The organism is Prochlorococcus marinus CUG1417 (assembly GCF_017695975.1).
Classification (GTDB): Bacteria; Cyanobacteriota; Cyanobacteriia; order PCC-6307; family Cyanobiaceae; genus Prochlorococcus_A; species Prochlorococcus_A marinus_AG.
Map to the genome: position 1 here is coordinate 685798 of NZ_JAAORN010000001.1, position 21309 is coordinate 707106.

19 protein-coding genes are annotated in these 21309 nt (G+C 31.5%); 14 read left to right on the top strand and 5 right to left on the bottom strand.

All coding sequences use genetic code 11. From position 1 onward, the window contains the following. The first annotated feature begins 24 nt into the window (after positions 1-24). Positions 25-615 (top strand): ATP-dependent Clp endopeptidase proteolytic subunit ClpP, encoded by a 591-nt coding sequence (clpP, locus tag HA140_RS03950; RefSeq protein WP_308788990.1) that lies wholly within the window; start codon positions 25-27, stop codon positions 613-615. Here the strand turns inward: clpP and ftsH are convergent. Beyond that, positions 612-2525, bottom strand: a complete 1914-nt coding sequence (ftsH, locus tag HA140_RS03955) for an ATP-dependent zinc metalloprotease FtsH (protein WP_209039822.1) — start codon at positions 2523-2525, stop codon at positions 612-614. The two genes, clpP and ftsH, sit on opposite strands and share 4 nt — an antisense overlap. Positions 2526-2632: 107 nt before the next feature. On the opposite strand from ftsH, the gene HA140_RS03960 reads away from it, so the two are divergent. Continuing rightward, the gene (locus HA140_RS03960) at positions 2633-2842 is read left to right on the top strand and encodes an NAD(P)H dehydrogenase assembly family protein (protein ID WP_025894367.1); all 210 of its coding nucleotides are present in this window, start codon (positions 2633-2635) and stop codon (positions 2840-2842) included. 1 nt (position 2843) lies between these two features. Here the strand turns inward: HA140_RS03960 and HA140_RS03965 are convergent, their stop codons facing one another. Then, a complete protein-coding gene (locus HA140_RS03965) occupies positions 2844-4061 on the bottom strand; it encodes a M16 family metallopeptidase (RefSeq protein WP_209039823.1) in 1218 nt (405 codons plus the stop codon). Next, on the bottom strand, positions 4055-5305 hold the full coding sequence (locus tag HA140_RS03970; protein WP_209039824.1) for a M16 family metallopeptidase: 1251 nt from the start codon (positions 5303-5305) through the stop codon (positions 4055-4057). Before HA140_RS03970 ends, HA140_RS03965 begins: the two co-directional genes overlap by 7 nt. A 41-nt stretch (positions 5306-5346) precedes the next feature. Here HA140_RS03970 and HA140_RS03975 point away from each other — a divergent pair, with 41 nt between their 5' ends. From HA140_RS03975 to HA140_RS04025, 11 genes are all read left to right on the top strand, one after another. Continuing rightward, a complete protein-coding gene (locus HA140_RS03975) occupies positions 5347-6072 on the top strand; it encodes a phycocyanobilin:ferredoxin oxidoreductase (RefSeq protein WP_209039825.1) in 726 nt (241 codons plus the stop codon). Further along, positions 6072-6989 carry an HlyD family efflux transporter periplasmic adaptor subunit gene (locus HA140_RS03980; protein ID WP_209039826.1) on the top strand — a complete coding sequence of 306 codons (918 nt, stop codon included), beginning with the start codon at positions 6072-6074 and terminating at the stop codon, positions 6987-6989. The genes HA140_RS03975 and HA140_RS03980 overlap by 1 nt, the downstream gene beginning before the upstream one ends. Continuing rightward, entirely contained in the window at positions 6986-8158 is a 1173-nt protein-coding gene (gene devC / locus HA140_RS03985; RefSeq protein ID WP_209039827.1) for an ABC transporter permease DevC, read from the top strand. Before HA140_RS03980 ends, devC begins: the two co-directional genes overlap by 4 nt. 13 nt (positions 8159-8171) lie before the next feature. Then, complete coding sequence (locus tag HA140_RS03990; RefSeq protein ID WP_209039828.1) at positions 8172-8900, top strand: DevA family ABC transporter ATP-binding protein; 729 nt, start codon at positions 8172-8174, stop codon at positions 8898-8900. Positions 8901-8918: 18 nt separating this feature from the next. Then, positions 8919-9068: a hypothetical protein gene (locus HA140_RS03995; RefSeq protein ID WP_011376314.1), complete on the top strand. Its 150-nt coding sequence runs from the start codon at positions 8919-8921 to the stop codon at positions 9066-9068. A 62-nt stretch (positions 9069-9130) separates the two neighbouring features. Continuing rightward, positions 9131-10042 (top strand): glycosyltransferase family 2 protein, encoded by a 912-nt coding sequence (locus tag HA140_RS04000; protein WP_209039829.1) that lies wholly within the window; start codon positions 9131-9133, stop codon positions 10040-10042. A gap of 129 nt (positions 10043-10171) precedes the next feature. After that, positions 10172-10876 (top strand): 30S ribosomal protein S2, encoded by a 705-nt coding sequence (gene rpsB, locus HA140_RS04005; protein ID WP_011818259.1) that lies wholly within the window; start codon positions 10172-10174, stop codon positions 10874-10876. 44 nt (positions 10877-10920) lie between these two features. Next, positions 10921-11577, top strand: coding sequence for a translation elongation factor Ts (gene tsf, locus HA140_RS04010; protein WP_025923057.1), 657 nt, complete (start codon positions 10921-10923; stop codon positions 11575-11577). After that, positions 11543-12667 carry an adenylate cyclase gene (locus HA140_RS04015; protein ID WP_245156190.1) on the top strand — a complete coding sequence of 375 codons (1125 nt, stop codon included), beginning with the start codon at positions 11543-11545 and terminating at the stop codon, positions 12665-12667. Before tsf ends, HA140_RS04015 begins: the two co-directional genes overlap by 35 nt. A 22-nt stretch (positions 12668-12689) precedes the next feature. Next, positions 12690-15146, top strand: a complete 2457-nt coding sequence (gene recG / locus HA140_RS04020) for an ATP-dependent DNA helicase RecG (RefSeq protein WP_209039831.1) — start codon at positions 12690-12692, stop codon at positions 15144-15146. Between the two features lie 57 nt (positions 15147-15203). Continuing rightward, complete coding sequence (locus HA140_RS04025) at positions 15204-15887, top strand: M15 family metallopeptidase (protein ID WP_209039832.1); 684 nt, start codon at positions 15204-15206, stop codon at positions 15885-15887. A gap of 3 nt (positions 15888-15890) precedes the next feature. Here the strand turns inward: HA140_RS04025 and HA140_RS04030 are convergent, their stop codons facing one another. After that, on the bottom strand, positions 15891-17678 hold the full coding sequence (locus HA140_RS04030) for an NADPH-dependent assimilatory sulfite reductase hemoprotein subunit (protein ID WP_209039833.1): 1788 nt from the start codon (positions 17676-17678) through the stop codon (positions 15891-15893). Between the two features lie 87 nt (positions 17679-17765). On the opposite strand from HA140_RS04030, the gene glyS reads away from it, so the two are divergent. Then, entirely contained in the window at positions 17766-19928 is a 2163-nt protein-coding gene (gene glyS / locus HA140_RS04035; protein WP_209039834.1) for a glycine--tRNA ligase subunit beta, read from the top strand. Here glyS and chlP read toward each other — a convergent pair. Further along, positions 19909-21249: a geranylgeranyl reductase gene (chlP, locus tag HA140_RS04040; RefSeq protein WP_209039835.1), complete on the bottom strand. Its 1341-nt coding sequence runs from the start codon at positions 21247-21249 to the stop codon at positions 19909-19911. The two genes, glyS and chlP, sit on opposite strands and share 20 nt — an antisense overlap. Positions 21250-21309 lie beyond the last annotated feature (60 nt).

Sequence of the window (21309 nt, forward strand, 5' to 3'; positions counted from 1 at the left end):
ATATCTAATAAACAGATAAATATTATTATGATCCCTTTAGTTTTAGAAGAATCGGGCGGTAGCGAAAGAGTCTTTGATATTTATTCGAGACTATTAAGAGAGAGAATAATCTTTTTGGGAGAGCAAGTCACTAGTGAAACTGCTAATAGAATTGTTGCTCAATTGTTGTTTCTCGAGGCAGAGGATCCAGATAAGGATATTTTTATGTATATAAATTCACCTGGAGGATCGGTATATGACGGATTAGGTATCTTTGATACAATGCAGCATGTAAAACCTGACATTCATACAGTTTGTGTAGGCTTGGCAGCTAGTATGGGTGCTTTTTTGCTTGCGGCTGGTACTAAAGGTAAAAGAAGCAGCCTTAGACATTCAAGAATAATGATACATCAACCGCTTGGAGGTGCTAGAGGGCAAGCCAGTGATATAAGAATTCAAGCAGATGAAATTTTATTCTTGAAAGAACGACTTAATACTGAATTATCAGAAAGAACTGGAAAGGATTATGACACTATCAAAGAAGATACCGATAGAGATTTTTATATGTCACCAAACGAAGCGGTTGAGTATGGACTAATTGATTTAGTGTTAGACAAGAAACCTATTAAAATTTAATTTAATAGTTGTGGTGTTCTCTCTTTCTCAGGGATTTTGGTGAATTTGGAAAGAATACTCACAAACTCATCACCATCTAATGTTTCTTTTTCGATTAATAGGTCAACTATTTTATCCATAGCTTCTCTATTTTTACTTACAATATCGTAAGTTTCTTTATAACATTCCTTGACCATTACTCTTACGCTTTCATCTATTTGTTTAGAGATTGAATCAGAAACTTCACTTCTAGTCATTAAATCTCTACCAACAAATACTTCTTGATTACCACTTTCTAAAGCTATCGGACCTAAATTACTCATTCCGAATCTAGTAACCATTTGGCGGGCCATTGAAGCAACTTGTTGGAAATCACCTCCCGCGCCTGTTGTAATCTCACCTTCTCCAAAAACTACATCTTCAGCAGCTCTTCCTCCTAAAGCACCCATTATCCTCGCTTTTAATTGTGCTCTGCTAACAAGGGATTGTTCATCGTCTGGAGTAAACCAAGTTAATCCTTTAGCTTGACCTCTTGGAATGACGGTCACTTTTTGAACAGGATCATGGGCTTTAACAAGTGAACCTATGAGAGCATGGCCAACTTCATGATAAGCAATTAATCTCTTGCTTCTACCATCTGTTAATGGAGAGCCTTCCATCCCTGCGACAATCCTATCTACAGAGTCGTCGATTTCTGAAATACTTATGGAGTCTTTTCTCCTCCTTGCCGTTAATATAGCTGCCTCATTTAATAAATTTGCTAAATCTGCTCCAGTAAATCCTGGTGTTCTTCTCGCAATGCTTTCAAGCGTTAAATCCTCTTGGAGTTTTTTATTCCTAGCATGAACTTCCAATATTGATAGTCTGCCCTTGATATCAGGTGCATCTACAGTTACCTGTCTATCAAATCTGCCTGGCCTCATTAAGGCTGAGTCTAAAACATCGGGCCTATTTGTGGCTGCAATTATTATTATGCCACTATTACCTTCGAAGCCATCCATTTCAGTAAGTAATTGATTGAGAGTTTGTTCTCTCTCATCATTACCTCCACCAATACCTGCACCTCTTTGCCTTCCGACAGCATCGATTTCATCAATAAAAATCAAACAAGGACTATTCTCTTTAGCTCTTTTAAAAAGGTCTCTAACTCTACTAGCGCCAACACCAACAAACATTTCAACAAATTCAGAACCTGATAATGAGAAGAATGGTACACCAGCTTCACCTGCAATTGCTTTAGCTAAAAGGGTTTTACCAGTGCCAGGAGGACCTACCAGTAGAACACCTTTGGGAATTCTTGCTCCTACAGAAGTAAATTTTTCTGGTTTTTTCAGAAAAGTGACAACTTCTTGCAAATCCTGTTTAGCTTCATTAACTCCTGCAACATCATCGAATACAACTCCAGTTTCTGCTTCCATTGCAAATCTTGCTTTAGTTTTTCCAAACTGCATTGCTTGGCCAGGACCTCCAGGCATACCATTTGACCTCCTCGCTAACAAAATTAAACCCCCAATTAAGATAGCTGGGAAGAGTAAATTACCTAAAATTCCTAATGCAGGAGGAGCTGTTTTTATTGGATGAACATCAAAACTAATTCCCTCATTTTTTAAAATATTTATAAGTTCTGGTGTTAAGCCGGGAAGATCTACACGCAACCTTTGAACTTTATTATCTAAATCCGAATCTATTGTCTCTATAACTGCATTTCTCCCTCCCTCAAAAATATCAACAGATGTAACTCTTCCAGAATTAATGTAATCTAAAAATCTCCCGTAACTAACTCTTGCTACCGCTGAATTTCTTGGTGCAACAGTTGTGCCATTAGATTTAAGCGAATCAACGTTGTTTGAAGATAAAAATTGGTAGGAAAGTGCTATTACTAAAAGTATAGGTAAAGCCCATAAAATTAATGTTTTAAATTTTTGATTCATTAATTTGTAGAAAGTCAATTCTAGGATTCTAGAATGAATCAGTGCATTTCGTTGATATTTCCTCTAATTTTATGCTTATACTACTCTTTAATGTATCTAATTAATAAATGAAATTTGAGATCAACGATAAGGTTAAGTTAATTGCGCCAGTCTCTTACTTGAAGACTTCAGATAATATGCCGATGTTAAGACCACCTGATCTAGTGGCAATTGATGAAATTGGCGAAATCCTTTCAATTAAATCTCCAGATACTGTTGAAGTAAAGTTTAGGAGAGGTTCTTTTTTAATAGATATTGATAAGATTGAGAAAAACTAATCTAAAAGTTTTTCTTCCACCTATTAGAAATTTCTAAACATATATTTTTATTTCCAGAAATACTCAGAAAAGGTTTTGAAAAATACTTATTAGTTAATTTCAAAATATCTAACGAAGAAATTTCCTCTATTTTTGAATTTAAATCTTTCTCAGAAATTGGTGAAATACCATAACTGACTAACTGTATCATTCTCTGTAAAGCTTCATCTAGTGATTGATTTCCTAATAAAAAAGAACCTTTTAGTTTTTCTTTTGCTAAAAATATTTCAGAATCAGTCAACGGATTTGAAAGTAAATTTTTCCATAGTGTTGATAAAAGTTCAAAAGCAAAAAGTGCTTGATTATTAGATACGGATAAATAAATTAAAAATGGAGCATTTCCACTCCTGATAGGATAATAAACACCTAAATCGTATGTGATGCCATGTTTTTCTCTAAAAAGTTTAAATAAAGCAGCGCTCATTCCATAAGATAAATATGACTCCAAAACCTTAAGCGGAAAATATTCACTACTTCTTCGCGAGCAAGTTTGGTCCCCCATCATTATTATTGTTTGATTCGAATCATTAATAATGTAATCAAATCTATTCGTAGTATTTAAATTATGATTTAAAGGATCTGATTTTTCTTTTGAGATTTTTTTTTCAAGTGTTCCAAAATTTTCTCCATTTATTTCGGGATTATTTGAAATTAAATACTTTTCTCTATTTTTTAAATTTTTAAACTCAAGCAAAACATCTTCATAAGTAATCTTTGAGACATCATTAGCATTGCCTATTGTGTTGAAAGCATAAGGATGATTTGAGTAAACAATTTTTCTCCATTTTTCAAAACAGATATTGAATGGATTCTCTTTATCTTTTTTAATTTGATCAATAGAAGATTTTTTTACTTTTTTAAATTCAGTTTCCGAGAGGATTGGCTTATTAATTATTAAATCTAATAAAGGGTGTAATTTACTGAAATGTTCATTTAGGGATTTAATACTTATTGAAATTCCATCTTCAAATATTTCTTGATTTAATTCTGCTCCATAGGACTCAATATATTCAGAGAGAGTGAAATTGTTAAAACCTTCACATCCTCTGGTAAGTAATGAACAAAGGATCTTGTTTATCCCTTTTTTTCCAGTACTATCCATATCACTTCCCCCTTTAATCCAAATTGAAGCAGTTGAAAAATTTCTTTTTTTATTATTTAAAAAATATCTTTTTAACATTTACCTGGGGATGCAACTAATGTAAATTTCTCTCCACGAATATATTCTGTGATCTCTTTGAAGTTATCCAATTCATTCCAATATTTTAAATGACTCTCTAAATTATTTATTGAAGATTTTCTCCCCCAAAGAAGTTCATTTCCAAAGAATGAAGAGAGTTGTGTAGATGTCTCTAAATTAAAGATATAATTACTTTTGACAATATTTATTGCTTTTTTTATTTCATCAAAAGACAAGGCTTTAAAATTTAATATCTCATCTATTGTTTTATTAATTTGCTTTTCTACTAAATCAATATCTTTGGACTCACAACTTGCTTCTATTATAAATAATCCTCCTAATTCTCCAGCATTCACATCTACATATACCGATTCAACAAGATTACTATCTTCTTTTAATATTTTAACTAATCTGCTGTTTCTTCCAACAGAGAGTATTGATGCTAATATTTCTAGTCCAATAATATTCTTTTGATCATTTATGTTTGGGATAAACCAAGCCATAAATATTCTTGAAAACTCTAAATTATCAAACTTAACTGACTCTCTACCATTCCTAATTTTTAAAGAAGGTTTATTTTTTAGATTAATTAAATTTGGACTTTTTTTTATGCCAGACAGATCACTTTTTTCAAAAATTTTATAAATTTCTTCAGAGATATTACCAGCAATTGCAATACAAATTTTTTCTGTAGTGTAATGTTTTCTGTGAAATTTCACAAGGTCATTTATCTCTAGGTTTTTGATACTATGTTCAGTTCCAAGAATCGAATTTGCGTAATTCGGACTTAACCAAACCCTTTTCAAAAAATAATTAAATAATCTTTCCTCAGGCTGATCATTTTGTTGTTTTATTTCATCAATAACTACCCCTTTTTCTTTTATAAATTCATCAGGATTAAAATCTGGAGCAACGACAATATTTGTCAAAAGAGCAAGTGATTCTTTAAAGTTACTTGGTGGAACTAAGACATGGTAATGTACATCATCATAACCTGTTGAAGCGTTACTTAATCCGCCTAGTGATTCAATTTTATGGTCAAACACACCTGGCATTATTTTGTTAGATCCTTTAAAAATCATATGTTCTAGAAAATGAGCAGTGCCGTTTTTATCAACATCCTCAAATGAAGAACCTGCTTTGCACCAAATATCAATGCTTATAAGCGGCAATTCTTTATTATCCACAAACACACATCTAGTTTTGCTTGAATGAGTGTAGTAATTAACATCTCCTACGTTCATTTCGGTTCTCTTTCTAAATTCTATTTTGGTACTTTTTAGCCTTGTTGTCTGAATCTTTAACTAAAACAAAATTAACTGACCCTCTTATTTTGGAGTTATTACAAAATATTAGAGAGCATAGATCCACGCTTGAGGACCTTAAGAGTATAAAAATTGATCCAAAACTAACTAACATTATTTCTAAAGAAATAGGCAGAGAACTCTATATTGAAAATGAATTTCATAAAGCAAAAGGATTTAGAAAGTTACATATTGAAGTAGCAGAATTTTCAAAGAATCTTAAAATTTTACACTGCGTTTTTTTTCCTGATCCAAAGTTTGATATCCCAATTTTTGGTATGGATTTGGTAAAAATAAATGATATTGTTTCTGCTGCCATTGTTGATTTATCCCCCGCATCACAAACCCAAGGTTTGAAATACGAAAAATTGCTTTCTGAAGTTGATAAAAGTTCTTTTACCTCTTTGAGAGAGATCCCTAAATGGGGGGGGATATTTTCTAATAATGTATTTTTTGCTTCCTTAAAAAATATATCTGAAAAGAATGATTTTTGTAGAGTTGTGGATCAATACCTCTCTATTTTGATTCATATAAGTAAGAAAGCTAATCCGGAAGTCAAAGAGGAAATTATCCAAGAGAGAATAGATTTTCAAAAAAATTATTGTGTTCAACAAATGAAAAATGAAAAGACTAGTATGGTTCTTCTAAAATATTTTGATGAAAAATGGGTCAATAACTATATAAAAACAGTACTCTTCGATTTTTAATGAAATTAAAAATATTAAAAAATTTATTTATTTATTTTTTATTATTTACACCAATATCACTTGGGGTTATTTCTTGTTCTGGAAATAATAAGTCTAGTTCAAAATTTAAAGAGGAAATAACTTCAGATCTCATACCTGCTATTACAGCTGTTGCCGCACTAGGTCAACTTTCTCCTTCGGGAGAGATTAGAAAATTGGCAGCTCCAATAAGTCGGTTTGGCTCTTCACCCCGAGTTGTCGAAATTTTAGTAAATGAAGGGGATTTCGTAAGAAAAGGTGATATTCTGGCAATCTTTGAAGATGGAGAAAAATTAACTGCTGATCTTGAAAGGAATGAAAATCTAATTAATACTCTTAACGAAGAAATTGCCCTAAAAAAAGATCAAATCCAAAGGTATGAGTTAGCTTTGAACAAAAATGTATATTCTTTTGTAGAGTTTTCACAGAGGAAAGATGAATTATTAAAACTGCAAAAACAAAAAATCAACCTTATCGGAGATCAAAAAAATATCAAGATAGATCTATTTAATTCAAAACTAAGGAGTCCAATTGATGGTTTTATCCTTGGAATAAATACGAGAGTTGGTGAGAGGCCCCAAAATGAAGGGATTTTAGATATTGGTTCTAGTCAAAAAATGGAAGCTTTGATAGAGGTTTATGAATCTGACATCGATAGAGTCTTTATCTCTCAGGATGTTGAATTGAGCAGTGAGAATGGCGGTTTCCAAAAAAATCTTAAGGGAAAGGTAATTAGGATTAGTCCTCAGGTAAAACAAAGAAAAGTGTTATCGACTGATCCAACAGGGGATGCAGATTCGCGAATTATCGAAGTACTAGTAAAACTAGATCAAGATTCTATAGATATCGTTCAATACTATGCAGGAATGAAAGTTATTGCAAAATTTATTCCTCAATGAGTTTTTCTTTTTTAAAATTTAGAAAAATACCATTAGCTTGGTTGTTATTAACTAGGCAACCATTAAGACTGGCAGTTGCCATAGCTGGAATCAGTTTTGCAGGAATTTTGATGTTTATGCAATTAGGTTTTAGGGATGGTTTATTTGACACGAGCGTAACTATTCATAAACTTTTAGATGCCGACCTTGTTTTGATAAGTCCCAGATCAAAAAGTTCTATAAGCATGAGTGGATTCCCAAAAAGAAGGTTAATTCAGACTCTCGCAGTAGAAGATGTTGAAAAAACTGCTCCCGTTAATCTAAATTATTTACTTTGGAGAAATCCTGAAAATCTTAAAACTAGATCAATACTTGCATTAGGTTTTAATCCTTCCGATTCTCTTCTTATAGATGAGGGATTTTCAAAGAAAGCTTATAAATTGAGAAATCCATCAAGAGTTCTTTTTGACAAACTATCTAGACCTGAATTTGGCCCGATTGAAGAATGGTTCTTATCTGAAAAAAAGGTTGAGACTGAGGTTGCTGGAAAAAGAGTAATTGTTGAGGGCCTTGTGGAGTTGGGACCATCTTTTGGTGCAGATGGTAATTTGATAACTAGTCGAGAAACCTTTTTAAGACTTTTTCCTGCTAATCCTCCTGGCAGTATAGAAATTGGTTTGGTAAAGCTTAGAAAAGGATCTGATCCCGAATTGATTTCAAGGATATTAAATAACTCACTCCCTAATGATGTTAGAGTTCTTACAAAAAAACAATTTATAGAATTTGAAAAGAATTATTGGAAAAATAGTACTGCAATAGGTTTTATATTCAGTTTAGGAGCCTTGATGGGTTTTGTTGTAGGGTGTGTGGTCGTTTATCAAATTCTTTATAGCGACGTTACAGATCACCTTCCAGAGTATGCCACCTTATTGGCAATGGGTTATAGAATTAAGTCCCTTTTCTTTGTTGTAGCTAGAGAGGGGTTTTTGTTGGCATTATTTGGTTATTTACCTGCTTATTTCTCTGGTCAAATACTTTACTCAGTTATAAGAAGTTCTACTAAACTCCCAATAATAATGGATGCTGATAAAACAATTTTAATTTTCGTATTAGTTTTAGTTATGTGTATGGGGTCTGCTGCTGTTGCGATGCGTAAATTAGTTGACGCTGATCCTGCTGAAATTTTTTAAGAAACAAAGAAAAATGGTTAAAGCTAATAAATCAAAAAATAATGTTAAAAACCTTAAAACAGTCTCAATAAATAATTTGAGTCACTTTTATGGAAAAAATGAGAATAAAAAACAAGTTCTTAACAACGTTAATTTAAATATTGATAAAGGAGAGTTGGTCCTTTTAAAAGGACCTTCTGGATGTGGTAAAACGACTCTTTTAACATTAATTGGCGCCTTGAGAACCTGTCAAAGTGGAGATTTAACTGTATTAAATAAGCAGTTAAATGGAGCATCAAGGAAAACGCGTCAGATTCTTAGAAGAAGTATTGGAATGATTTTTCAAGGTCATAATCTTCTGAGATGTTTAACAGCAGAACAAAATGTCCAGATGGGCGCCGATTTAATAAAAGGTTTAACATATTTGCAAAGACGTGAAATAGCAAGGAATTGGTTGTCAGCAGTAGGACTAGAAGAACATCATAAAAAGTTGCCAAATGACTTATCTGGTGGGCAGAAACAGAGAGTAGCAATTGCTCGAGCTTTATCTGCTAACCCAAAACTTTTGTTAGCTGATGAGCCCACTTCTGCTTTAGATAGCGTCACAGGAAGAGAAATAGTAACCCTTTTAAGGAAACTAGCAAAAGAGCAAAATTGTTCTGTACTTATGGTGACGCATGATCCAAGAATTTCTGATATGGCGGATAGGATATTAAATATGGAAGATGGTAAAATATATAGTGCTCATAGTGAGCTAATATAATTAAAAGTTAAAAATTTTATGTCTAAGAGAAGGAATTTAAAAAAAGAAAAGCAGGAACGTAATAGAGCCTATGCTAGAAAATTCAAAAAAAGGAAATTAAGAACTGATGGAAGACCTGATGGTGGAAACGTTACAGGTACAGCAAATAATGGCGGTGCAGCTGATTAGGTAATATCTTTTCTTTTTTATTTTTTGGAGTTCAATATATTATGCATATTTAAGACATAATCATGAATGTAAGTATTGTTATACCGACTTACAATAGATTGCCCATACTAGAGAAATGTCTCTTTGCGCTTGAGAATCAAAAATTAGATACAAGTATCAGTAACTATGAGGTAATTGTAGTTGATGATGGATCAACTGATGGGACAACCTCATGGATATATAAAAACAAAGCTAATCTTCCACACGTTATTCTATTTCAACAAGAACATGGAGGGCCTGCACTTGGAAGAAATCTTGGAGTAATTAAATCAAAATATGAAATTATTATATTCATTGATAGTGATCTTATTGTTTTAGACAATTTTATAAATTGCCACGTAGAAAAATTACTTGCCTCTTGGAGAAAGAATGATAAAAAATGTTTTACCTATGGCTCAGTAGTCAATACATCTAATTTTCTAAATCCTCAGAGTGAAAAACATAAAATAATGGACACTTCTTTTGCATATTTTGCTACTGGGAATGTAGCAATATCAAAAGAATTGATTTTAAGTGTGGGATTATTTGATACTTCTTTTAGTCTTTACGGTTGGGAGGATTTAGAACTTGGAGAAAGATTAAAAAAAATGGGGACAAAATTAATTAAATGCCCAAATGCAGTAGGTTTTCATTGGCATCCACCATTTAGTTGCGAACAAATAGATGCATTAGTAGCTCAAGAAAAAGAGAGAGCAAAAATGGCTTTGGTGTTTTATAAGAAACATCCAAATTTAAGGGTTAGATTTATGATTCAATTAACGCCTCTCCATAAACTACTTTGGCAAATTCTTTGCTTGGGAGGAATAATCAGTGTTGATAGAATCCTTCCTTTATTAAGATTCCTAGTAAATATAAGAAAAAATAGACTTGCACTTGAGATACTTAGGATCCCCCTAAATATGATTTACATTAAACAGTTAACAAAATCAAGATAAAAAACTTTTAGAAATACACATCACTTGCTAGAATCGTTGAAATTAAATCCACACATCTGACAGTTTCGGGTGATTTTTAATATTAAATCCCCGTCAGATGGAGGCTAACCCGAAACCCTTTTCTAAATTATGGCTGTTGTATCACTATCAGAAATGATGGAAGCTGGTGCTCATTTTGGGCATCAAACTAGACGTTGGAATCCCAAGATGTCTAAGTATATATATTGCGCGAGAAATGGAGTCCATATTATTGATCTTGTAAAAACAGCATTGTGTATGAACAATGCATATAAATGGACGAGAAACGCTGCAAAAAGCGGTAAACGTTTCCTCTTTGTAGGTACAAAAAAACAAGCATCAGATGTAGTGGCTCAGGAAGCTACACGCTGTGGAGCTGCATATGTAAATCAAAGATGGCTTGGAGGGATGTTGACTAATTGGACAACAATGAAAGCTAGGATAGAAAGATTAAAGGATTTAGAAAGAATGGAAAGTAGTGGTTCAATAGCAATGAGGCCTAAAAAAGAAGCTGCAGTTTTAAGGAGAGAACTTGAAAGATTACAAAAATACTTAGGTGGACTTAAGGGTATGAGAAGATTACCAGATGTTGTTGTATTGGTCGATCAGAGAAGAGAATCTAATGCGGTATTAGAAGCTAGAAAATTAGATATCTCATTAGTCTCAATGTTGGATACAAATTGCGATCCTGATTTGTGTGAAGTTCCAATTCCTTGTAACGATGATGCCGTTAGATCTGTGCAACTTATTTTGGGAAGACTTGCAGATGCAATAAATGAAGGTAGAAAAGGCTCTAATGCCGAAAGAAAAAATTAAAATCCAATTTTAAACTTACTATTCACTATTTTTTATTACTTCAAATGGGAAACATTACAGCAAAACTTGTAAAAGATCTTAGAGATAAAACTGGCGCAGGAATGATGGACTGCAAAAAAGCACTTAACGAAACTGAAGGAAATCTAGATAAAGCTTTGGAATGGTTAAGAAAGAAAGGCATAGCTAGTGCTGAAAAGAAATCGGGAAGAGTAGCGGCCGAAGGTTCAATTGGCAGTTATATTCATACTGGATCAAGAGTCGGAGTTTTACTAGAGTTGAATTGTGAAACTGATTTCGTTGCTAGAGGTGATATATTCCAATCTCTGTTGAAGGATGTCTCAATGCAAGTAGCAGCATGCCCAAATGTTGAGTATGTATCAATTGATGAAATACCAGAAGATGTTGTGGAAAAAGAAAAGCAGATTGAAATGGGTAGGGATGATTTATCTGGAAAACCAGAACAAATTAAAGAAAAAATAGTTGAAGGGAGAATAGCAAAAAGACTTAATGAGCTTGTATTGCTTTCACAACCCTACATTAAAGATAGTTCTTTAACAGTTGAGGATCTTGTTAAACAAGCAGCTGCAAAAATTGGGGAAAATATCAAAGTACGACGCTTTACAAGATATACATTAGGTGAAGGTATCGAAAAAAATCAGATGGATTTTGCTGAAGAAGTTGCATCAATGCAAACAAACTAGTCACTTGAATGATTTGAATAATTTCAATAATTACATAGATATAGATAAAATTAATGCTCAATTAGAGAGAGCAGACATACAAAAAAGAAGATTAATTCGAAGTATTTATAGGGAATATGAACTTTACCTTAATCTCTTAAGAGATCTACTTTATATCTCGATAGAAAAAGGGCTTAAAGAAATATATAGTTATCCGTTAATTAATGATAATTTCTTAAATGAAAATGAATTTTTTTGTCTCTTTGAAGAAAAAATAAGTAAATTCATTAATACGAATTTGCCTTTATTAACAGTAGAGCAATTAAAAATAAATGAAATTGAAAAAAACATAAACAAGGAAATTAAATTTAATAGTTTGGGTAGTTCCATAAAAAGTAAAAATGACCAAAATGATAAATTTCAATGTGAAGATGGTTTTCAATTAGAAGAACCTATTCAGTTCAAGATTAATAAAGATATATCTAATACTTCTGAATATTATCAAGCTGATAATTATGAGAATTTAGTATCACTTGATCTAGATAATAATGATCATGATAATTATTTATTAAATAACAAAATTATTGAAAATTTAGGAGTTGAAAAACAATTCATTTCCTCTTTACTTGATTTAATGGAGGAAGTAAAGGTTGAAAATCCAAGATATTCAGAAAAAGATAAAATCAAAAAAATGGATATTTCACCCAAAAATCAAAGCCTAAGAATTTTTGGTTTTATAGACAAGTCATTGGAAAATTTACTTTTGAATCTTTCATACAATATTAACCAAGAATTATTTAAGGCTAATCTAATAAAAAAAATGATATCTAAAGATTCCTTTGAGTTCTTGGTTGGCAAAAAATTGATGATAAAACATCCTTATCCTTTTGTTATTAATTTCGAATTAAACTCAAATCGTTCATCAACAAAAGGCGATAATTTTCCATGTATTATTTTCTTTAATGTATCTACTGTTGAGTTAGAATTTGAAAATTTAAATCTTTCTATTCAAAGGAATAAGATAAATGAGCTAAAAAATCAATTTCAGCGTTTGATTAAAAAAGAGACATACTGGAGGCAAAAAGAAATAACTTTGAATAAGATACGTTGAAAAAATAACTTTTTTTTCAGATGTGACTATTAGCGGAAATAATAATAAATTAATTAAAGATTGGATAAGACCTCTTCAAAAGTCTTTAACTATTGAAACTGAAAACAAATTTATTAATACTCTTGGAAGAGAAAAATACTTTAATGATTATTTGCATGAATCATTAACCAAATTAGATAATCTAAATCTATCAGAGGAATATTTGAGGATATTTAATGAATTTTCAGAAAAATACAATGAATATAATAAATTAGATGATAATCAAAGAAAAAGGTTAATTATAGATACTAGAAAAAGTCTTTATAAACTTAGTAAAACTTTAGAAATAGAAAATCCTAATAATATTTCTAATAAAGTTTTTCTGAATAAAGCTGATTCAAGTTTGTCTCTTGATTCAGATATTTCATTAATAAAAAATGTAGGAAAAGTTTATAAAAATAAGCTTTCTGAACTGGGGATTTTTCATATAAAAGATCTAATTAATTACTTCCCACGAACTTATCTAGACTATACGAATAGAGTTAAGATAATTAATTTAAAACCAGATAATTTATATACTTGCATAGTAAATATTAAAAGATTTTATATTTATAAGAGTACGAAAAATAGTAATTTATCAATAATGAACTTTGTAGTTTCTGACGAAACGTCTTCAATAAAGGTTACAAAATTTTTTTTAGGAAGGAGATTTAGATCTTATTCCTTTTTCTCATCTCAAAAATCTTTGTATACTCCTGGAACTAAATTAGCAATTTCCGGTAAGGTTAAATTGACAGAGTATGGCAAAACTTTTGTAGATCCGCAGATTGAAATTCTTAAGGATAACAATGATAATTTTAATTTCTCAGGCAAAATATTACCCTTGTACTCATTAGGTGAATCATTATCAAATATGAGTTTTATAAAAATTATGAAAAAGGTACTAATTTATGCAAAGGAATATCCAGAAATTTTAAATAATAAGCAACTTGATTCATTATCTTTGTTATCAAAAAGAGAGTCGTTGATCAATATCCATTTCCCATCAACTCAACAGGCACTTATTGAGTCAAAAAAACGTTTGGTTTTTGATGAGTTGTTCCTACTGCAAATAAAGTTCCTACTAAGAAAAAGAAAGACGAACAAAAATATTACTTCTCAACAATTACCTCAAAAGAAATCTTTATTAAAAGAATTTTTAAATACTTTCCCTTTTGAATTAACAAAATCTCAAGAAAATGTTTTAAATGAAATTAAGAAAGATTTATCTAATCCCGTACCAATGTCTAGATTGCTTCAGGGAGATGTTGGAAGCGGTAAAACCATAATTGCAATAGCGTCTCTTTTGCTTGTAATTGAAAAAAACCTTCAAGGTGCATTTATGGTCCCAACTGAGGTATTGGCAGAACAACATTATAAAAATATATTAAAATATTTGAATCCTCTTTTAGTTTCTGTTGAACTACTTACTGGGAATACTCCTCAAAAAAAGAGAAAAGAAATTTTCTCTAATTTGAATAATGGGTTAGTTGATATCCTAGTAGGTACTCATGCATTATTTGAGGATAAAGTCATTTTTAATGAATTAGGGATGGTCGTTATTGATGAACAACACAGATTTGGAGTTACTCAAAGAAATAGATTATTAAGCAAAGGAGAAAATACTAACTTGTTATCAATGACAGCAACACCAATTCCAAGAACTCTTGCTCTTTCCATTTATGGTGATTTAGATGTGAGTCAAATTACAGAACTCCCTCCTGGACGAGTTCCTATAACTACAAAAATAATTTCAGAAGATGATTTAACTAACTTGTTCAAGATTGTTGAAGATGAGATCAATGAGGGAAAGCAAGCTTATGTGATTTTGCCACTTATAGAAGATTCAGAAAAAATGAATTTAAGCTCCGCAAAGAAAACATTCAAATATTTATCAGAAGGGGTCTTTTTTAACAAAAAAGTTGGCTTATTACATGGCAAATTAAGTTCACAAGAAAAGAATGAAGTGATTAATTCTTTTTTAAAGAATGAAATTAATATTTTGGTTTCAACAACTGTAATTGAGGTTGGCATTGATGTACCTAACGCCACAATTATGATTATTTATAATTCGGAAAGATTTGGATTATCACAGCTACATCAATTAAGGGGGAGAGTAGGTAGAGGCTCAACAAAATCTTTTTGTTATCTGGTAACCTCCGATAAAAATGGATTAGAAAATAAACGACTTTGTGTTTTGCAAAAATCTAATGATGGATTTTATATTGCTGAAAAAGACTTGGAGCTTAGAGGACCAGGCCAGATTTTAGGCTATAGACAATCTGGATTACCTGATTTTGTACTGGACAATTTACCTAACAATAAATTTCTTATTGATAAGGCTCGTGAAGAGGCTATTAAGGTTGTTAGTGATGATCCTGATTTAAAAGAAAATGTTGTTTTAAGGAATATACTTATTGATAATTCTGATAATAAATTCATTCATGATTTCTTGAATTGAAAATTATCATTGTAATTTTTGATATATATGCCACTATAAATCAATTGCAAATTTCAATTGAAAATTTGGAATAAAATACCAATTAAAGATAATGGAGATAAATTAATAGCTATACCTAGCTGCTTAAAGTTTTTAGATCCCCACCCTTACTCTCATTTAGGAGCACCTTACAAAGATAAAACTTCTATTTGGAAATTAAGAGAGGAGGTCATAAATAGATTAGTAAAAGCAAATGATTATTTGATATCAAAGAGTAGTTTTAACCTTTTAATTTATGACAGTTGGCGACCCTTAGAGGTCCAGGAATTTATGTTTAAAAGAGCATTTTTATTAGAGTGTAAAAAATACGATATTGATATTTCTTTTGAAAATATAAAATCGCATCCATCTATTTTAAAAAAAGTTGAAAAATTTTGGGCATATCCTTCTTATGACAATAGGTATCCTCCGCCTCATTCAACCGGAGGTGCATTGGATGTTTGTTTATCAGATAAAGACGGAAATCTTGTTGAAATGGGAAGCATGGTTGATCAAATGGATGAGACCTCAAATCCTTATTTTTATGTAAACATAAAGAATGAAGAAGCAATTATTTGGAATAGTAGAAGAAATTTATTAAGGGAAATTATGACTAAATTTGGATTTGCTCAACATCCTAATGAATGGTGGCATTTTAGTTATGGTGATCAATTATGGGCTTGGAAAAATAACAAAGCAAATGCCCTTTATGGAAAAATTTAAATTTTATTGATTTTTATTTAGTAAATTCAATATATAATTTTCATCTTGAGTATTTATAAAATCTCCGAAATCCATATCTAAATTACTCTTCCAATTATCAAATAATGGTTTAATAGTTTTTTCTAAATCGTTAAGTTCCATTCTTTGTAAAAATGGCTTAGCAAGCCTTTGTAGATTTTTACTCCCCCCCAACCATAATTGGTATTTGTTTTGCCCACTTCCAACAAGTGCTAATTCGGCCATATAAGGCCTCGTACATCCATTCGGACATCCTGTCATTCTGAATAAAATTGTCTTTTGTATTTTCAGATCTAATAGTAAATTTTCAATCCTTTTTAATACATCAGGTAATATTCTTTCTGCTTCAGTCATCGCAAGACCACAAAGTGGTAAAGCAGGGCAAGCTAAAGCGTGTCTTTGAATTTCATTAATGTTTTCTAAATTTTCGTATCCAATTTTTGATAGAGATTTTTGAATTTCACCTTTGTTTTTATTGGCGATATTACAAAGTAAAATATCTTGATTAGGTGTGAGTCTTAAATCTAAATTATATTTTTTAACAATACTTGTAATTGTATTCTTCTTCTCTCCAGATAATCTCCCTGACAATAATGGTAAACCTACGAAATAGGAGGTTTTATTTTGTTTATTCCAACCTAGGTAATCAATAAGAACATTGTCTGGTTCTTTTCTGATTTTTTTAATTTCTTTTTTGAAATACTTATCAAAAAGTATCTTTTTGAACCATTTAATACCTTTTCTATGAAGAAGGTATTTCATTCTCGAATTTTTTCTTGATTTTCTATCACCATAATCTCTTTGAATAGCCACTATGCTTTGAATTAATTCATAAACATCAGGTTCTTCAACATATCCAAGTGGATCTGCAATTCTGGCAAAGGTCTCTTCATTATTATGTGTGCGACCCATACCACCTCCAACATAGAAATTACACCCTTCTAAGTTTCCATCTTTAGAAGTAAAGGCAACTATTCCTATGTCATTGGTAAGAAGATCAACAGAATTGTCCCCAGGAACTGTCACAGCACATTTGAATTTTCTCGGTAAATAAGTTGAACCATAAAGAGGCTCATCTTTTATCCCACTAAAAACATTATCTTTGAATTGGAGCTTCCTAATTGCTTCAATATCTTTGTCAGGTTTTATAGTGTACTCTAAATCTCCATCAGCCCAAAGCTCTAAAAAAGTACCCTGGCCAGCCATTGGGGTTAGAAGATCTGCAACTTTTTTTGCCAACGATCGTGCAATATTATAGTCTGGCGAATCAAATGGAGCCGCAGGGGCCATTACATTTCTATTTATGTCTCCACATGCAGCCAAAGTGGAGCCCATTGAATTTACTATTGTTTGAATTACTTCCTTTAGGTTCTCCTTTCTAATTCCATGCATTTGAAAGGCTTGTCTTGTAGTGGCCCTAAGTGTCCCATTGCCTAGTTTGTCAGATAATTCATCTAATGCTAAATATAATTTCCCAGGAATTTCACCCCCTGGGCTTCTTAACCTAAGCATCATTTGCCAATCTTTACTTTTCCCCGGCCTTCTATTTTCCCTGTTATCTTGTTGATAACTACCATGAAATTTTAATAACTGAACTGCATCATTGGTAAAATGATCGCTCTCATTAACTAATTCTGTAGCAAGTGGTTCTTTTAGAAATTGGCTGCCTTTCTTAAAATTTTCAAATTTAGAAACTTCCAGTCCATTTGCTAAACAAACAGTTTCATCCTTGGTAGATTCTTTTTTCTTTTTTACTTTCTCAACCTTGATCAAAGGACCAAAAAATATCTCTTTTTATACATTAGCGAAAAGCTTATTTAACTGGTAGTAAATTATAGTAAGTGAAGTCATATTTTTTTCTTGTCTAAATATTTACTTGAGATAGGAACAGAAGAGTTACCCGCAAAATTTTCTCATTCTGTTCTAGAACAATTTAAATCTCTACTAGAATTTGAATTGAATAAAAAGTTAATCAAATTCGAACATATAGTTGTTACCTCCACACCAAGGAGGATAGTTCTACTACTCGAAGGTTTAGTTGATTATGCAGAAGATAAGATAATAGAAAGAAAAGGACCTAAAGCAAATTCAGCTTATTTAAATGGAACTCCTACTAATGCTGCTTTAGGATTTGCTAATAGCTTAGATATAGATGTAGGTGATCTAGAAATAAAAAATACAGAAAAGGGTGATTTTGTATTTGGAAAGAAAATTGAGAAAGGACTATCAACAAAAATTTCTTTGTCTTCGATTATCCCAAAATTAGTAAAGAGTCTTCAAGGTCCCCGATTTATGAAATGGGGGGCTGGGAACATCAAATTTTCAAGACCTATTAGGTGGATTGCCTCTATTTATAATGATGAAATTCTTGATTTTGAATTTGATGAATGTGATCCAAAGATCAAAATAAGTAATAGAACAAAAAGTCATAGGTTAATCAATGAAATTTTAGAAGTTCAGAATCCTGATGTTTTTTTTGAATTATTGAAACGAAATAGAGTAATAGCTATTCGAAAAGAAAGAAAAGAAAAAATTGAAAGTTTAATAAATCAGGCATCTAAATCTTTAAATCTTAAACCTGACCTTTCAGAAGGATTACTAAATGAACTTACCGATTTAGTTGAATGGCCAGATTTAATTATTGGCAAATTTAGTGATGAATTTCTTGATCTTCCGGTTGAAGTTCTCTCAACAGTCATGAAAAGTCATCAGAGATACGTTCCTCTTTTATTGAAAAACAAAAGTTTTTCTAAACTAGATTTAAGCTCTGAAAAAAATATTAGTACAAGTTTCTGCGTTATTTCAAATGGTCTTGAAGAATCAAATAATAATATTGCCAAAGGTAATGAGAAAGTACTGAGGGCTAGATTTTCAGACGCAAAGTTTTTTGTAGAAAGTGACAAAAAAGTTGCTTCAGTCGAAAGAAATGAAAAGCTTAAATCTGTTTCCTATTTGAAAGGACTTGGAAATATATTTCAAAGGGTAGAAAGGATAGAGGAAGTTACTAAAAAAATTCTTAAATTTTTAAATGATAATTCTTTAGAAGAAAAAAAAATAATAGAAGCTACTAAATACTGTAAAAACGACTTATGTAGCGAAATCGTTTTCGAATTTCCTGAGCTGCAAGGAATAATGGGTGGTAAATATCTTAAATATGAGGGATTTAGTGAGGATGTTTGCTTGGCTGTCGCTGAACATTATTTACCTTCATTTTATAAAGACGCTTTGCCCTCGACAAAATATGGTGCAATAGTTTCTATAGCAGATAAGGTCGAAACTTTAATAAGTATATTTATATCTGGTAAGCGTCCCAGTGGATCATCTGATCCTTATGCTTTAAGAAGAAATTTGAATGGAGTGATTAAAATAATTTGGGATTATGAACTTGATTTGCCTTTAGATAAATTATTTAATGAACTTATTGATTTTTGGAAAATCGCATTCCCAAATTTAAACTTCTCAAGAGAAACAGTATTTAAAGATTTAAATGAATTTTTAGTTCAAAGAATTGTTGGTCATCTAGAGGAAATATCACTAAGTAAAGAATTAATAAAGGCCGTTTGCTTTTCTGATGAATTATCTCAACAAAGAGCATTGAATATTGTGGATCTTAAATATAGGATTAAATCAATTATGCATTTTAAAGAAAAGGACAAATTATTTGAAATCCAGAAGGTAATTTCTAGGGTAAGCAAATTAGCTAATAATAGTGATCTTTCAACAGACGTTCTTTCAATAAGAGATTATGTGAACACAAAACTTTTTGAAAAAGATTGTGAGTTGAAAGTTTTTGAATTTATTGGAGAATTAGAAAAACTTTTTTCGGAAGGTTATTGTAATTATTTTAAACTTCTAAATTTGTTTGAGATTAATATAAATACTATCGAGGATTTATTTGATAATGAAAAGGGAGTCCTAATAATGTCAGATGATTTGAAAAAAAGAAATAATAGACTCAATTTGTTGAGCTTAATTAGAAATTATTCTCTAAAACTAGCAGACTTTACACTTTTGAACTTTTAACTTTAATGCCTCCCTTTATTGAATAATTTTCTAGCATTTTTTCTACTTCTTTATTTTCCCTGACAGCACTATCAACTGGTTTATATTTTAGAGGTGCCAAGGCTTTCCCTCTTAAAATAGAACCAAGTGTAAGCATTGTAATTTTAAGTTGCTGTAATGGTTTCATAGAGACAACTTTTTTGTATAAGTAACTATCAAAAGTAAGTCTTTGTACATCCATGTCATCACACATCTCAACAAAGGCTTCTCTTGCAGAATCATTTCTGTAGAAAATATTTTGAAGGATTTCAAGCACCTTATAAGTTGTGCCATATTTTTTATCCCATTTTTTAAGATAGTTTTTTAAATCTTTTTCTGATGGAATTACTTGACCATTTTTTGATGCTTCAACAATTTCTTCAGCGCACATTCTCCCGCTCTTTGCAGCAAAATAAATACCCTCTCCAGAACTCTTTGTAACATAACCTGCTGCATCACCAACCAAAGCCATTCTCCCAACGACTCTTCTTGGTCTTGGATGCTCAGGTATGGGATGTGCTTCTACCTTTATTACTTCACCATTAACAAGTCTTTTCTTAGCTCTATTTCTTACACCCTCTTGAAGCCCTTTAATTAATGACTGATTCTTTTGCATAGTTCCAGTACCCACAGCAACATGATCATATTTAGGAAATACCCACCCATAAAAATCTGGAGAAACATCTGTGCCGACATACATTTCAGCAAGATCTTCGTAGTAACTCATTTCTTCTTTAGGTAGTTTGATTCTCTCCTGAAATGCAATAGCAACTTTGTAATCCCCTGCATCCATCGCTTTCGCGACTCTACTATTGGCCCCATCAGCACCGATTAAAAGGTCAACAGTAAGCTCCTTAAGTTCTCCTTTTTTATCTCCATTCGTGAAATCTGAATAGGAGAGTTTATACGGCCCTTGATTATTATCACCAGTATCAATAGAAGTAACTAATCCATTTATTAGTGTTGCCCCAAGATCTGATGCTCTATTACGCATAAAAGCATCCATAACTTCCCTTCTACACATACCAATAAACTCATTATCACTTTTCCCGTAAACTCTATCTAGACTTATGTCTACCTCTCTATTCGATGGAGATATCATTCTCATATGCCTTACTTTTCTATCAATAATTGACTCAGGTAAATCAAATTCTTCTACCATGCAAAGCGGAATAGCTCCTCCACAAGGTTTCGCATTATCTAGTTTTCTCTCGAAGAGCCAAGTTTTTATTCCAGCTTTAGCAAGTATTTCTGCAGCACATGAACCACTTGGACCTCCACCAATAACAGCTACCCTCAACATATGAAAAAAAAATAATACTGTATATAAAAACTACATCTTTTTTGCTTATAAAAGTGCATT